General features: G+C 54.6%; 13 protein-coding genes. 9 read left to right on the top strand and 4 right to left on the bottom strand.

Annotated elements, in window-relative coordinates; genetic code table 11:
• Positions 1-17 precede the first annotated feature (17 nt).
• The 3 genes from ACMGG1_RS16775 to ACMGG1_RS16765 are packed head-to-tail and all read right to left on the bottom strand — an operon-like array spanning position 18 to position 2,024.
• Complete coding sequence (locus tag ACMGG1_RS16775) at positions 18-785, bottom strand: molybdopterin-dependent oxidoreductase (RefSeq protein WP_020825932.1); 768 nt, start codon at positions 783-785, stop codon at positions 18-20.
• Complete coding sequence (locus ACMGG1_RS16770) at positions 775-1,383, bottom strand: cytochrome b/b6 domain-containing protein (RefSeq protein WP_020825933.1); 609 nt, start codon at positions 1,381-1,383, stop codon at positions 775-777. The genes ACMGG1_RS16775 and ACMGG1_RS16770 overlap by 11 nt, the downstream gene beginning before the upstream one ends.
• Positions 1,384-1,397: 14 nt before the next feature.
• Complete coding sequence (locus ACMGG1_RS16765) at positions 1,398-2,024, bottom strand: hypothetical protein (RefSeq protein ID WP_414160870.1); 627 nt, start codon at positions 2,022-2,024, stop codon at positions 1,398-1,400.
• Positions 2,025-2,164: 140 nt separating this feature from the next.
• On the opposite strand from ACMGG1_RS16765, the gene ACMGG1_RS16760 reads away from it, so the two are divergent.
• The 9 genes from ACMGG1_RS16760 (at position 2,165) to ACMGG1_RS16720 (ending at position 13,168) form a co-directional block, all read left to right on the top strand.
• The gene (locus tag ACMGG1_RS16760) at positions 2,165-2,836 is read left to right on the top strand and encodes a heavy metal response regulator transcription factor (protein WP_020825935.1); all 672 of its coding nucleotides are present in this window, start codon (positions 2,165-2,167) and stop codon (positions 2,834-2,836) included.
• Entirely contained in the window at positions 2,833-4,257 is a 1,425-nt protein-coding gene (locus ACMGG1_RS16755) for a heavy metal sensor histidine kinase (protein ID WP_130015999.1), read from the top strand. Before ACMGG1_RS16760 ends, ACMGG1_RS16755 begins: the two co-directional genes overlap by 4 nt.
• A 531-nt stretch (positions 4,258-4,788) precedes the next feature.
• Positions 4,789-5,628 carry a winged helix-turn-helix domain-containing protein gene (locus ACMGG1_RS16750; RefSeq protein ID WP_130016000.1) on the top strand — a complete coding sequence of 280 codons (840 nt, stop codon included), beginning with the start codon at positions 4,789-4,791 and terminating at the stop codon, positions 5,626-5,628.
• Positions 5,629-5,833: 205 nt separating this feature from the next.
• Positions 5,834-6,463, top strand: coding sequence for a LuxR C-terminal-related transcriptional regulator (locus tag ACMGG1_RS16745; protein WP_414160869.1), 630 nt, complete (start codon positions 5,834-5,836; stop codon positions 6,461-6,463).
• Between the two features lie 464 nt (positions 6,464-6,927).
• On the top strand, positions 6,928-7,515 hold the full coding sequence (ecpA, locus tag ACMGG1_RS16740) for a common pilus major fimbrillin subunit EcpA (protein WP_020825939.1): 588 nt from the start codon (positions 6,928-6,930) through the stop codon (positions 7,513-7,515).
• A gap of 79 nt (positions 7,516-7,594) precedes the next feature.
• Positions 7,595-8,263: a hypothetical protein gene (locus ACMGG1_RS16735; protein WP_334647399.1), complete on the top strand. Its 669-nt coding sequence runs from the start codon at positions 7,595-7,597 to the stop codon at positions 8,261-8,263.
• A gap of 79 nt (positions 8,264-8,342) precedes the next feature.
• A complete protein-coding gene (locus ACMGG1_RS16730) occupies positions 8,343-10,868 on the top strand; it encodes a CS1-pili formation C-terminal domain-containing protein (RefSeq protein ID WP_414161456.1) in 2,526 nt (841 codons plus the stop codon).
• Entirely contained in the window at positions 10,858-12,492 is a 1,635-nt protein-coding gene (ecpD, locus tag ACMGG1_RS16725; RefSeq protein WP_115059434.1) for a fimbrial adhesin EcpD, read from the top strand. The genes ACMGG1_RS16730 and ecpD overlap by 11 nt, the downstream gene beginning before the upstream one ends.
• The gene (locus ACMGG1_RS16720; protein ID WP_048761595.1) at positions 12,461-13,168 is read left to right on the top strand and encodes a fimbria/pilus periplasmic chaperone; all 708 of its coding nucleotides are present in this window, start codon (positions 12,461-12,463) and stop codon (positions 13,166-13,168) included. The genes ecpD and ACMGG1_RS16720 overlap by 32 nt, the downstream gene beginning before the upstream one ends.
• Positions 13,169-13,175: 7 nt before the next feature.
• On the opposite strand, the gene ACMGG1_RS16715 is transcribed toward ACMGG1_RS16720, so the two are convergent.
• Complete coding sequence (locus ACMGG1_RS16715; protein ID WP_115059432.1) at positions 13,176-14,642, bottom strand: sensor histidine kinase; 1,467 nt, start codon at positions 14,640-14,642, stop codon at positions 13,176-13,178.

Raw genomic sequence — 14,642 nt, 5'->3', positions numbered from 1 at the left:
GCAGCGCTACGCAGAAATTAAATGCCGCTGAACCAGTTATAGCCCTGATCTTCCCAGTAACCGCCGGGATTGGTATCGCTGACGAAAATGGCGGCGATATGTTTGGCGTTCTTGAAGCCCAGCTTGGTCGGCACCCGCAGCCGTAGCGGGTAACCGTAATCGGCCGGCAGCGCCTTGCCGCCGAAATCCAGCGCCAGAATGGTTTGTGGATGCAGTGCGGTGGCCATATCGATGCTGGAATAGTAACGATCCGCGCATTTGAATCCGACGTAACGGGCGTTCAGATCCGCCCCGATGTGCTGCAGGAAATTGCGCAGCGGCACGCCACCCCATTGGCCAATGGCACTCCAGCCCTCGATGCAGATTAACCGGGTTATCTGGCTTTGCTGCGGCAGGCGTTGCAGTTGCTCCAGCGTCCAGGGGGCCTTTTTTTCTACTTTACCGGAGACTTCCAGCCGGTAGCTGGCGAGATCCACTTCCGGAACGTTGTATTCCGGGTAATACGCGTTGAACGGGAACGGATGGGTAATCTGATCCGAACGGTAGGTCTGCGCCAGCTTTTGGCCGTTGAACAGCCAGGCTTGCACCCGATCGTTCCAGCGGGACATTGCCCACAGCACTTTATCCACCTGGTCACCGTCCTGCAGGTTGCAGCCGGTCAGCATGGCGACGCCACCCAGCGTCAGGCCGGAGCGAAGCATCAGGCGGCGCTGCAAATTAACCAGCTGTTTCTTTTGTGCCGGTTCCAGCCCCGGTGCCATGGGGCGTTGTTTTTTATCCGTCATGTTTGCCACCCGTTATCATTGCCCACAGCGTGCGCGGCACGATAATCACCATCAGCAGGTGAATCACCACAAATAAGCCAATGCCTGCCATGGCGAAAAAATGTACGTAACGCGCAATGTCAAAGCCGCCGAACAGGCTAACCAAACCTTGTAACTGCACCGGTTTCCAAATGGCTAGCCCGGAGAGCACCAGCAGCAGCCCCAGAAGCAGTACGCCGAGGTACATCAGTTTTTGAATGGCGTTGTAATGACCATGCTGATGTTTGAGCCGCAGTGTTACGGCTTGCCAGATATCGCGCCGCAGCGCGCCGAGGCCAAGCGGCAGCAGATCGCGCCGCAAGTGGCCGCTGAACAGGCTCCACAAGACATAACACAGCGCGTTGCAGGCCAGCAGCCACATCACCGCCAGATGCCAGCCGATCGCGCCGCCCAGCCAGCCGCCGAGCGTGACTTGCGGCGGAAAGCGGAAGCCGAACAGCGGCGAAGCGTTATAGATTTCCCAGCCGCTCATGAACATGCAGACCATGGCGAACAGGTTAATCCAATGGGTCAGGCGGACCGGCCAGCGATGCACCGGCCGCGGCGCGTTGCTTTTCATCATGCACTCCTGAATTACATCGGTGGAACGGTACCGTCTTTGCCGGCAGAAATGCGGGTAGCAACGCGTTCGCCCTTATCGTCCGTGGCGGAGAACAACACGATATGCGCGCCCAGTTTCAACAGGCTGCGGTCACCGGGATCCAGAGTGACGATCGGCACATCTTCCGGCACGTTAACGGTTTTCTGCTGGTTACCGTAGGTCACGGTCAGGGTGCGGCCGTTGGACTTCACCAGTTTGCCCACGGTGCCGTTCGTCATGGTGTCGACCTTACCGTCGGCGGATTCCCAGGCCGAGTGGCCTTCGCCGGTGCCACGCAGGCTGGCTGCGAACACGTGCACTTCCAACGCTTTCAAAGAGCCGTCCGGCTGCGGTACGGCAGCGGTGCCGATAAAGCTGTCCGGCTTGATATCATCCAGCGTGCCCTTCGACACGCTCAGCACTCGGGTCTGGTCATTGAGCTTGACGCTGACCTTTTCCCCTTTGCGATCGGTGACCTGCAGGCTGGTGTCGCTCACCTGATCGATAACGCCACGCAGCGGGGCAATCACCTTGCCTGGGGTTTGCGCTGCGGCGGCCGCACCGCTGCACAGCATGAGAGTGGAAAGCAGTAAACCGGCAAAACGATGACGGGTAATCATAAAGTTCTCCTTTGTTTAGGTTGCCGGTTAAGCATGGTTGAACACCGGGGACAGCACCATGTCCGTTTGATGACATTAATGTCATCAAGAATGTCCGCCAGAACTGCTAGTATTTCCGCAAGAGTCATGAGGTGGCGATAATGCGAATACTGGTGGTTGAAGACGACATCAGCACGGGTGATTACCTGAAAAAGGGGCTGGGAGAGGCGGGGTACAGCGTCGATTTGGCACGTAACGGCACCGACGGCCTGTTTCGGGCACTGGAACACGGCTATGACGCTATCGTGCTGGACGTAATGTTGCCGGGGCTGGACGGCTGGCAGATTATCGAGGTACTGCGCAAGAAAAGTGATGTGCCCATTCTATTTCTGACCGCGCGAGATGGGGTGCAGGATCGCATTCATGGCCTCGAACTGGGTGCCGATGATTACCTGATTAAGCCCTTCTCCTTTACGGAACTGGTGTTGCGTCTGCGCACTTTGCTGCGGCGTGGCACGGTACGTGAAGCCGATCACTATGTAATAGCCGACCTGCAGCTCGACGTGCTGCGCCGTAAAGCGGTGCGGCAGGAGCAGGTGATCGCGCTGACCAATAAAGAATTTATGTTGTTGCATCTTCTGGTACGACGTGAGGGGGAGGTGTTGTCACGCACCATGATCGCCTCCCAGGTTTGGGACATGAACTTTGACAGCGATACCAACGTGGTGGATGTCGCCATCAAGCGGCTGCGTGCCAAGATTGACCGGCCGTTCGAGGTCAAGCTGATCCACAGCGTGCGTGGTATCGGCTACGTTTGCGAACCGCGTTCATGAAGGCCGTGATCCAGCGTTGGCGCGTCTTGTCACTGACGTTGCGCAGCGCCATGCTGTTTGCGCTGGTGGCGGCTCTGGTGGTTAGCGGCGCGGGCGGCTACCTGTACGGTGCAATGCGTCAGGAGATGACTACCCGTAGCGATTTGCAGGTTACCGGCCGGGTGGAGTATTACCGCAATTTGCTGAGTCAGCGTTTTCCGTTGGAGCGTCTGACGGCGAATACCGGCCTGTTCGAAAATATGCTGGGTAACGAACAGGACGTGCTGATTTTTCAGCAGCCGGGGAAAAAACCGTTAATCAACGTGAATCCGGCGAGGTTGATCCTGCCACCGGTGATCCCGACGCCGGTCGGCACGCCGCAGCGCTTGAGCGCGGTTCAAGGCGGAATGACCGCTCAAGGAGTGCCATTGCGTGCTGCATCGGCACTGGTCAGGCTGGAGGACGGTAACCTGCTGCAAATTTCGGCTGCCCATGTGATGGTCAATGAGCAGAAGATGCTGGCGCGTTATCTCTGGCGGATCGTCGCCGCCGTCGCGGTGGCATTTATTCTGATTGCATTGCTGGGGTACTGGGTGATGCGCCGCGGGCTGCAGCCACTGTGGCGAATGGCGGCGCAGGCGGCGGTGATCACCCCGAACACGCTGTCGACTCGCCTGAGCGAGCACGGGGTACCGAAGGAATTGCAGCAACTGACCCGTTCGTTCAACGCCATGTTGGATCGCCTGAATGAAGGTTATCTGCGCCTGACGCAATTCTCCGCCGATTTGGCCCATGAAATCCGCACGCCGGTAGGGGCACTGATGGGGCACTGTCAGGTAGCGCTGTATCAGGCGCGCAGTGTGGAAGAGTATGAAACCTTGTTGTCGAACAACATGGAGGAGCTGGAGCGTATTTCCCGTATGGTGGAAAATATTCTATTTCTGGCGCGCGCCGGCGAAGGGCAAGCGGTGTTGAACCCTCAGCGGCTTGATGTGGCGCAAGAGCTGCAACGGGTGGCTGACTACTTCGAAGGTTTGGCGGAAGAACGCGGCATTACGTTGGTCTGCCAGGGAGAAGGGCAATGGATGGCGGATGCCATGCTGTTTCAGCGCGCATTGAGTAACCTGGTCTCCAACGCGGTACGCTATGCCGATGAAAACAGTCAGGTACAGCTGCAGGCTGTCAGCCAGGCCGATGGTGGGCTAGCGATACTGGTTATCAATCAGGGCCCGCCGATCTCCCCGGCGCATCTGAACAAATTGTTCGACCGCTTCTATCGTGCCGATGCCGCCCGCAGTTCCGGCAGCCATGCCAGCGGACTGGGCCTGGCGATCGTCCGTGCGATAATGACACTGCATGGCGGCACAGCGCACGCCCATTGTGTTGTCGAAGAAAATACTGCTCGCATCACCTTCAGCCTGATATTCCCCGCGCAAGAATAGCCTATTTCCCACGCCGGATTTGATTGGCTGGGTCGGCCAAATCCGTTTATCCGGCCTGGTCGAAACTCTTTACTTTCATTTACCGCTGGGCTAACCCAATCACCTCCGGATCAAAAGATTAATTCTGACCAGAATTAGGGCAATGTTGTGGCCTAAGCCCGGTTTTTTGGCGGCGACCCCTTTTGGCAAAATTCACCCATCGTTACGTTGTTATTAAAATTGCTTGCATTAAAGGAATGACGAGAATTTTCAGCTTAAAGGCGGTAATTTACAAAACAAAAAACTAACTTTAAGATCTTTTACATATAAATATATCAATGATGTGGATGTTTGTATAATCTTTGGTTATGGCATATGAGAAAATTCTTATATCAAAAATGATAAGGTGAGAAATATTTACTTTGTGGCGTTAATTGATTTTCAGAAGGGTCAGTGGCTAAGGTTGGCTAATTAACCTGATTAAATATTGCTTAATATTCTATTAACATTTAACGCCGGCGATAAATAATCCTAGAGTGAAACCTGTGAAAAATGAAATATAGAATTAATGACCACATCATTTTTGACGTGGATACGGGAACCATGAGCCTGACAGATTTTCCTGACGATCCCATCTCTATTTCCAATCCGTCGAAGCGGTTACTGCTGCTATTGATTACGCATCATGGCGAGCCAGTGGGGCGGGAGGTAATATTCAAGAAGGTTTGGGATGATTATGGCATGGTGTCAGGCAACAATAATCTTAACCAATGTGTGAGTAAATTACGTCGGGTTATTAAAAATCTGGGAATTGAGGACGAGGTGATTGTCACCGTCCCCAAGGTCGGTTTTATGCTGCGATATGAAATTAGGGTGGAGTCTTGCGAAGGGCCGGAAGATCGTTTCGTAAATGGAGATATAAATTCCCCTCCACCGGCGCCGGTTCAAGCGGAAATCGCGCCTTCGTCAGGCTCTTCAGCCGCAGTCGAAGCGGTTTATACCGGGTATTCCCGGCGCTGGTGGGCGATAGTCAGCGTAGTGGCATTGGGGGTAATTATGCTGGCGGTTGGCATTACCACCTATCTCACCGGTTCGGTTTCCCGGCAAGAAATCTATCTGGGCAAAGTCAGCAGTTGTAAGGTGTTTATGTCGATGCCGGGCGCCTCAGCTGCCGTCAGTGCTGCTCTAAGTCGCGACATTCTGGCCTATGCGGGCCCGCAAACGGCAGAGTGCAGCGGTGACGAATTCCTGTTGGTAGTACGCAGCAATCAGGTACGTTCTTACATTTCGGGCATTTCCCGACTGTTTTTTCTGCGCTGTCGCATTTTACGCGAACATCGGGTAGAGATTTGCTCTGGACTCGAAAGCGACAACGCCGCAATTCTTAATTAATCATCAATCGGTGTCAGGATGAACGCCACCCCGGGGGAAAGGAATATGCCACCAATCTTTATTGTCTTGATATTAAATACTTAATTTTCACCACCTGGTTAATAATGCAGCATTTATTCGATGCAAGCCTTATATTTTGCTAGCCGGCGCTGCCTGGCATTTCTGCGCCAACCGCTTTTGTAATACCTAATTATGGTAATAGATTATGAAAAATATCTCTTTCAGGGAGGACATTCTCTTTTTCGAACCCAACCCCTGGGTGAGAAAAGGATTACGGGCACTTATTGGAACCGAACCCATACACTACCAATTTGTGCACAGCATCAGGACAGTGGAGGCAGGGTTAAAGGAGAATGAGAAACAAATCCTCATAATGGAGCTGTATAATGAAAGTGAGAGTTTGTATGATGTATTACATTTCATCCTGACGATAAAGGATATTTGGCCCAAGACGCCACTGATCATATTTACTGAAGTGACCAATGCCAGCATATTGACCATTCTGGCTGCTCAAACGCATTTATCCCTGGTGGCAAAAGACGATCCCTTGGATTGCCTGTATCAGGCCATTGACGCTGTCGGCACGGGGGTAAGTTACCGTAGTCCGGCGATTCAGGCAGCGTTGATATCCGCGGTAGAACCCTTGTCCCGTAGCGAATGGCAAATATTGGCGATGATGATCGCCGGCGCCAATCCGCGACATATCGCCAGTATTACCCATCGCAGTTGTAAAACGGTCAGTAGCCATAAGCTGAATATCATGCGCAAGCTGAGGCTTAATCAAGCAGGGTTTATGCGTCTGATTTTGGCCTTCAGGACTCAACACCCGGCCTAAAAATTCGCCGTCGGTTGTAATGGCACACGCCGCGCCGGCGGTTTAATACTTTCTCGTTCCAAGCGCTTATCCCTTTATTTCCTGTCAGCCACCCAGATGAATTGATCTGCATCAAATTAAACATCCTACAAAAATAAACCTGTCGCCCTTATTTATGCGCTGACGCAATAGTGCGTTTTATATACCGTTAACGCGGTTTTAGAGGGGATGAAAACAATAGGTGTTTTGTTCCCTGCAGCATCATTACATGGCCCTTTTAACTTACTGGAAGCAAAATAAACATTAAAGTAAGAATAAAAATCTAAATATTTGACCATTGGTAGTTAATGGTTCTTTTTTGATTTGATGCGGTTACTCTTTTCTCCGTCAAGCAGACTGGCTAAAAGCACTCATGCAAGTGACTGATTAAGGCACGTCAGGCTAATGGACGCACAATCATATTTAAAGTTGAAGGGAGTTTTACCATGAAGAAAATTACACTGGCTCTGGCAATCATTTCCGCCTTCGCTGCGGTCAGCACTGCTCAAGCCGCCGACGTTACCGCTCAGGCGCTGGCTACCTGGTCTGCTACCGCGAAGAAAGACACCACCAGCAAACTGGTTGTTACCCCAATCGGCAGCCTGTCTTTCAACTATGCGGAAGGCATCAAGGGTTTCAACAGCCAGAAAGGTCTGTTTGACGTGACCGTAGAAGGGGATGCCACTGCAACTGCCTTCAAACTGACTTCTAAACTGGTTTCAAACACCCTGACTCAGCTGGATACCTCTGGCTCAACCCTGAATGTCGGCGTGAACTACAACGGCGCAGCGGTAGAGAAAACGGCGGAAACCACCATGATCGACACCTCTGCCGGCATTTTGGGCGGCAACCTGAGCGCGTTATCCAACGCTTACAATCAGGCTGTCCGCACCAGTGCACAAGATCAGTTCACTTTCACCATTATTGGCGCCACCTCTGACGGTACCACTGCGGTCACCGATTTCAGCACCCTGCCGGAAGGTATCTGGAGCGGTGATGTGAGCGTGGAATTCAACGCCACCTGGACTGCGTAATCCCCGAGTTGCTGGTTTAGAGCAGGGGGCAATCCCCTGCTTATTCCACCCCGCTGAAGAACGTCACTGGAATACCGTTATGAAACGACTCTCTCTCGCCGCCTGCCTGTTGCTATCGCTGTCTCAACCTGTTTTCGCGCTCGACGTCGGTGAGATCAGCTCGTTCATGCACAGCGATAGCGCGCGTCTGAGTAAAGAAATCAAGAACACCACCGACAGCGGTCGTCTGGTGAATATCAAGATCGAGCGAATTTCCAGCCCGCTGGAGTCCGGCACGGTGCTTCCGATGGGCAGTAAAGATGAAATGTTGCTGTCGCCGGCCAGCCTGATATTGCCGGCCAATGCCAGCGACGTGATCCGTTTCTATTACAAAGGCCCCAGCGACAACCAGGAACGGTATTACCGCATTGTCTGGTTCGATCAGGCGTTGAGCGATGTGGGGAAAAACTCGGCTAAACGCAACGCGGTTGCCACCACATCGGCACGTATCGGCACCATTTTGGTGGTGGCGCCACGGCAGGACCAATTCGACTATCAGTTTGCCGACGGCCAGATCAAAAACACCGGCAACGCCACCTTTAAGGTGGTGGCCTACGGTAATTGCCGCGACAAGAAAGAGGGGAATGACTGCAAGGAAAACTATTTCGTCATGCCAGGCAAGGCTCGAGCTTTCAGCAAGGTGGATGTCAGCGACAAGAAGGGTCGCGTTGCGCTGTGGCATGGCGAGCAGTTTATCCCGGTGAAATAACGGACTGCGTAACCCACGGCAAAGCCTATACGGAATGGAACTCATAACAAGAATTCAAGGAGTGGATGTGAAAGGTGCGCTGGATGATGTGTTGTTGAAAACCCTGCTTGCCGCCGGCGCGCTTGTGCTTCCTGCCGTGCTGTTGCCGGGTCAGACGACGATGGCTGCCGGACTGACCCAGATTGATGGCGTTTTGATCCCCCAGACCTTCAGCCTGGCGTTGCGCGAAGGCATGAGCATCCCCCTGCTATTGCACTTTGAAAAAAACAGCGGTGTAAAAGACGACCGCCGTATTGGCCATGCCTTTTTGTACCTCGAAAACGACCAACTAAAAATTCGCCAAATTGCCCTGGAAGATGGCGACGAGGGGACACCGCTGACTGCGGAAACCATCAAACAGCTGCAGGCGCTGCAGGAGACCGCATTTGATCGGCAGCAGCGTATTGCGCTGACGCCCGACGCCTGGCTGGCGCTGGATTTCCGCCAGCTCAATTTACAGCTGGTGGTGAAAGCGTCCGCGATGGGAACCCTGCTCCGCGCGCGCTCCAGCGACATTGGCGCGTCGAGCGTCAATGCCGTCAGCAGCACGCTGGACTATAACCTTGGTATTTACGATAACCGCACCCGTGCCAGCGAGGGCAACACTTCCAGTTACCTGTCACTCAACAGCGTTACCGCTCTGCGCGAGCACCACGTGGAAGTGAACGGTTCGATTTACGGCATCGGCAGCGGCGACGAAAACGCTACGCTGTATAAGGCGATGTACGAGCGCGACTTTGCCGGCCGCCGCTTTGCCGCCGGCATGCTCGACAGCTGGAACCTGCAGTCGCTGGGGCCGGTCACCACCATCAACTCCAGCAAGATCTACGGCCTGTCCTACGGCAATCGTGCCAACTCTACCGTTTTTGATAACAGCCAGTCGCTGACGCCGATCGTGGCATTTTTCCCATCGGCGGGGGAAGTGCACTTGTCGCGTGAAGGGCGGCTGCTCAGCGTACAAAATTTTGCCATGGGTAACCATGAAGTGGATACCGGTAACTTGCCTTACGGCATTTATGACGTCGAAGTCGAAGTGGTGGTCAACGGCAAGGTGGTAGATAAGCGCATGCAGCGGGTGAACAAACTGTTCAGCCCCAATCGTGGTGCCAATGCGCCGCTGGCCTGGCAGTTTTGGGGTGGAATGATCCGTATGGACGACTGGCGCGGCGATAACCAACGTCAGCGACCGGCGAAAGATTCTTATCTGCTGGGTGCCTCTGCTACCGGCAACGTAAACAGGCTCAACTGGGCGCTGTCCGGCTATTCGTTTGACAGCAACGCGGTCGGTGAAAGCCGCATCAGCGTACCGCTCTCCGAGTCGATTCAGTTCAACCTGCAGAACATGGCGGCCTCCGACAGCTCATGGAGCATGGTTAACAGCGTCAGCGCAGCGCTGCCTGGCGGTTTCAGCAGTTTGTGGATCAATCAGGAAAAAACCTCGATTGGCGACAAACTGCTGCAAAACGATGCATATAACCGTGCGATCGGCGGCACGATGAATTTTGGTGCGCTATGGTCGCCGTTGGGTAGCCTGAGTCTCAGCTACAACGACGATAAGAAGAACAACAGTCATTACTACAACGCCGATTATTATCAAAATGTGTTTACTGGCCGTTTTGGCACGCTGGGCGTACGCGCCGGCATACAGCGCTATAACAACGGTGGCTACAGCGCAAATACCGGTAAATATATTGCGCTGGACTTCTCTTTGCCGATGGGCAATTGGCTCAGCGCCGGAGTTTCCAATCAAAACGGCTATACCACGGCTAACCTGGCGGCGCGCAAGGATATTCAAAACGGGCCGATCCGCACCCTCGGCGCCAACCTGTCGCGGGCGATATCCGGCGACACTAACGGCGATAACAGCCTTAACGGCGGTGCATACGCGCGCTTTGATACCAAATATTCCGCCGGTACGGTCAACGTCAGCAGCTCCGCCGACGGTTACGTCAACTCAAGTCTGTCCGCCAGCGGCAGCGTGGGTTGGCAGGGGCGTGATATTGCGGCCAGCGGCCGAAGCGAAGGTAATGCGGGCATCATCTTTAATACCGGTATTGAAAACGACGGCATGCTGACCGCCCGGGTCGACGGACGGACGGTCAAGCTGACCGGCAATAAAAACTATGTGCCGTTGTCGCCGTACGGTCAGTACGAAGTGGAGTTGATGAACAATAAAAACTCGGCGGAAAGCTTCGATATCGTCACCAAACGCAAGAGCAAGCTGACGCTGTATCCGGGTAACGTGGCGGTGATCACGCCAGAAATCAAACAGATGGTGACGGTGTTCGGTCGCATCAAGGCTGAAGACGGCACGCTGCTGGCCAACGCCTATATCAAAAACCATATCGGGCGCACCCGCACCGATGACAAAGGCGAATTCATTATGGACGTCGATAAGAAATTCCCGGTTATCGACTTTACGCATAGCGGTAACCAGAGCTGCGAAGTGGATCTGGATCTGAGCAAGGCTCAGGGCGCCGTGTGGGTCGGTGACGTGGTCTGTACCGGGCTGAAAACCTATGCCGGCAACAATATGCAGGCAGGAGAAACGATCAATGAAGGCTAAAATTGCGCTGCTGCTTATGCTGTGGGTGGCCCTGCCGTTGCGTGCGGCGGTTACCGTTACCAACTGGCCAAACGCCGCGACCGTGAAGTTCGTGTTCGTTGAAAACAACGCCGACGACAACTTTTTCGTTACGCCGTCCGGGGTGCTGGATCCGCGCATGACCGGTGCGAATAAATGGACCGGCCTGAAATACGGCGGCTCCGGCACCATTTATCAGCAGAGCCTGGGCTATGTGGACAATGGTTATAACACCGGCCTGTCGGCGAACAACCGCTTTGACATGTGGCTGGAAAATGCCCCGATAAAAAATCCGTTCCTCGGCCTGCGCTGCATTAACTGGTATGCGGGCTGTAATATGGACACCAGCCTGATCCTGCCGCAAAGCACCGATGAAAAAGGGTTTTATGGTGCGGTGGTGACGCCGGGCGGCGCAAAATGGATGCACGGCATGATGTCGCCGAGTTTCTACCAATATTTACAGCAGATGGCCCCCGGCGATGCATTCAGCATGCAGATTAACAGCTGCCAGACCTCGGCCACTTATGATGCCGGCGCTGGGGGACGGTGCCAGAACCAGGCCAGCGGTAATTGGTACAAACGCACCGTGACCCACAGCAAGGCCGCGCATCTGCGCTTTATCAACACCAACGCGGTATCGGAAGTGTTTGTTAACAGCGACGGCGTGCCGATCATCGGTGAGGGGAATGCCGACTGTAAAAACCAGACTATCGGTGCGCGCGCCGGCATCATGTGCAAAATGGTCAGCTACGATCTGCAGACCGATGGCAGCGTCAGCAATACCTCGATTCACGTGTTCCCGGCCATTAACCATGCGGCGCTGTCCTCGGCGGTTAACGCCGCCGACCTGCAGTTCAGTCTGAACGGCAACACCTGGAAAAACACTTCCGGTACCGGCAGCTATTACACCTTTAACGAGCTGAAAAGCAGCAATGCCATCTACGTCTTTTTCGCCAGCAACTTCTTTAAGCAGATGGTGAAGCTGGGGATCTCCGACAGTGGCACTCGCGACCTGATTAACTTCCGCTTCCAGAACACCACGTCGCCGGAGTCCGGCTGGTATGAGTTTTCCACCTCAAACCAGCTGATTATTAAACCGCGCGATTTCAGCATTAGCATTATTTCTGACGACTATGACAATACCCCTCATCGTGAAGGTTACGTTGGACCGGGTGAGCCACCACTGGAGTTTACTTATATTGTTACCACCAGTGGTAAAACCGCTGCCGATGAGGTGAGAGTCATGGCCACCGGCCCGACACAGGCCCTCAGCGGCAGAAGCTACTGCATTTTTTCCTCGGCGGATAACAGCACCAAAGTACCGTTCCCGGCGACGCTGAGCATCACTACCAGCACCAACGGGCAGCAGGATTATGACGCCGGCTGCGACGGGCAGTGGCATGACATGACGAATGCGTTATGGAGCAGTACGCCGTGGAATGACATTTCCGGCGAGGTAGGGGTGTTAAACAAAACACGGGTGAAATTCAGTATCCCGATGAATAACCCGATTTCACTGAGGACGATTGAAGGTAATGGTTGGTACGGCGACGTTAGCGCCGCCGGTGAGATCCATGTTGAAGCCACCTGGCGCAACATTAACTAGGGGAAAGGCTGTGAGAAGCTTGCTGCTCGGGCTATTGTGCCTGCCATTTTATGCCAGCGCGATTAACGTTGGCACCCTGACGTTCGCGATGGATCAGGACCAATCCTTCACCGCCAAGCGGGTGCTGAACAATAACCGCAGCGCGCGTATTTATCAGGTGACGCTGCGGGCCATTGATCGACCGGGTGATAGCGAAACGCGGAGCAAACCGGCCGATGGCGAACTGCTGTTTGCCCCTCGTCAACTCCAGCTGCAGGCGGGACAGAGCGAATATTACAAGTTCTTTTACCGCGGGCCGCAGGATAACCGCGAACGCTATTACCGGGTATCGTTCCGAGAAATTCCGACCCGTTTATTCGATCCCGCAGGGCAAAAGGCGACTGGCGTGACGCTGGAGCCAATCGTGGTAATGGACACCATTTTGGTGGTGCGGCCGCGTCAGACCAATTTTGCCTATCGGCTCGATTCACAGCGCGGCACCGTCACTAATACCGGCAACACCTACTTCAAGCTGTTGATCAAGCCCGGTTGCGACAGTACCGACGAAGAAGGGGTAACCGAATACCTGCGTCCTGGCGATACTTTGACTCATGCCGGTATTCGCCAGAAAGGGCAGAAATTTATTATCTATAACGACAAATTTATCAGCATCGATAAAAGCTGCCTCAACGAATAATAACGCGCTAACGCAGCGGGATTGAGAAGCGGAAGCAGGCACCGCGTTGCGGTTGTTCGATCAGTTGGATATCGCTGTCGTGCAGCAACAAAATGCGCCGCACGATCATCAATCCCAGCCCGCTGGCGTGGCGACGCGCGCTGCTCAGAATAGAAGGGCGAACGAACAGATCGGCGCGCAGCTCCTGTGGGATACCGGGGCCACTGTCGTTAAGTTGAACCAGCACCTTGCCTGCCTGCTGCCAGAGCCGCACTTCAATCTCGCCCCCCTGTGGCGTGTGACGAATAGCGTTGTCCAGCAGGTTGGTCAACACGCGTTCAATCATGCTGACATCGGCGAACACCAATGGAATGCCCGGGGCGATATCAGCCAGCAGCCGTTGCTGGCGAGCCTCGGCTGCCAGCTCGAACTTCTGGAACACATCCTGCACCAGCTCGCTGAGCGAGAACGGCTCTTTCTGCGGTTTCACCACGCCATACTCCAGCCGTGCCAGCTCGAATAACTCCTGCGCCAGCCGACCGACCTTGCGGCTCTGCGCCAGCGCGATCTCCAGATAGCGTTGGCGATCGTTTTCACTCAGGCTGGCGGATTTTACCGACAGCGTTTCCAGGTAGCCGTGCAGCGAAGTCAGCGGGGTACGCAGGTCGTGCGAGATATTGGCGATAAACTCGCGGCGCTGTTGGTCCTGCTGTGAAAGCGACTGCCACTGTATGGCGATGCGTTGCGCCATGCTGTTGAATGCTTGCTGCAGACGGCTGACCTCGTCGCGTCCGGCGGCGTCGACCGGCAGCGCGGCATAGGCCTGTACCGCAGCGATGCCGCCGCTGTCCAGCTCGCTGACCTGACGCGTAAGACGACGGATTGGCCGGGTGACCCAATAGAACGCGAATCCGCCGGCCAACAGGCTGAACAGCACCATCAGGCCCGATGACCACAGCGCCATGGAAACCGCAGAGCTAAACAGCGCGTTGCTGGCCAGTGCGTCGTAATCTTCGCCCAGCAGCACCACGTACAAATAGCCTTCAACCTGGCCATTGACCTTCAGCGGTGCGGCGCTGAACACTTTTCTGGCATTCGGGTTGCGCGGGTCATCGCCGTAAACCGGCATGCTGGCGCCATCGAACAAGGCCTGCAGCGGCAGCAAATCCACTTTCTGGCGTTTCAGGTGGCCGGCCGGCGCGGCGTTGCCAATGATATTGCCCTGTTTGTCGAGCAGGTAGACCTCAACGCTGGGGTTTACCGCCATCAGCTGATCGAACAGGCTGTGAACCGAGGGGGCGTTCAGCCCGTTTTGCCCCAACAGCGGGTTACTGTCGGCAATGTGCTGCGCCAGATTACCGGACAACCGCTGGATCACCGCCTGGCTATACTGGGTACTGCTGCGCACCTGCATCCAGCCGGATATGGCGCAGCTGACCACCATCAGCAGTGCGAAGATCAGGGTCAGACGTTGCGTTAACGTAAGGTTTTTCAT

Source organism: Serratia sp. BNK-12 (assembly GCF_047456085.1).
Lineage (GTDB): Bacteria > Pseudomonadota > Gammaproteobacteria > Enterobacterales > Enterobacteriaceae > Serratia > Serratia liquefaciens.
The sequence above is the reverse complement of the archived record's forward strand: the minus strand, read 5'-3'. Positions and strand labels throughout refer to the sequence as shown.

Excerpts from the sequence above, each read along its gene's own strand:
- ACMGG1_RS16765 (WP_414160870.1), bottom strand. The coding sequence starts at position 2,024 with ATGATTACCCGTCATCGTTTTGCCGGTTTACTGCTTTCCACTCTCATG.
- ACMGG1_RS16755 (WP_130015999.1), top strand. The coding sequence starts at position 2,833 with ATGAAGGCCGTGATCCAGCGTTGGCGCGTCTTGTCACTGACGTTGCGC.
- ACMGG1_RS16750 (WP_130016000.1), top strand. The coding sequence starts at position 4,789 with ATGAAATATAGAATTAATGACCACATCATTTTTGACGTGGATACGGGA.
- ACMGG1_RS16745 (WP_414160869.1), top strand. The coding sequence starts at position 5,834 with ATGAAAAATATCTCTTTCAGGGAGGACATTCTCTTTTTCGAACCCAAC.
- ACMGG1_RS16770 (WP_020825933.1), bottom strand. The coding sequence starts at position 1,383 with ATGAAAAGCAACGCGCCGCGGCCGGTGCATCGCTGGCCGGTCCGCCTG.
- ACMGG1_RS16720 (WP_048761595.1), top strand. The coding sequence starts at position 12,461 with ATGTTGAAGCCACCTGGCGCAACATTAACTAGGGGAAAGGCTGTGAGA.
- ecpD (WP_115059434.1), top strand. The coding sequence starts at position 10,858 with ATGAAGGCTAAAATTGCGCTGCTGCTTATGCTGTGGGTGGCCCTGCCG.
- ACMGG1_RS16715 (WP_115059432.1), bottom strand. The coding sequence starts at position 14,642 with ATGAAAAACCTTACGTTAACGCAACGTCTGACCCTGATCTTCGCACTG.
- ACMGG1_RS16735 (WP_334647399.1), top strand. The coding sequence starts at position 7,595 with ATGAAACGACTCTCTCTCGCCGCCTGCCTGTTGCTATCGCTGTCTCAA.
- ecpA (WP_020825939.1), top strand. The coding sequence starts at position 6,928 with ATGAAGAAAATTACACTGGCTCTGGCAATCATTTCCGCCTTCGCTGCG.
- ACMGG1_RS16775 (WP_020825932.1), bottom strand. The coding sequence starts at position 785 with ATGACGGATAAAAAACAACGCCCCATGGCACCGGGGCTGGAACCGGCA.
- ACMGG1_RS16760 (WP_020825935.1), top strand. The coding sequence starts at position 2,165 with ATGCGAATACTGGTGGTTGAAGACGACATCAGCACGGGTGATTACCTG.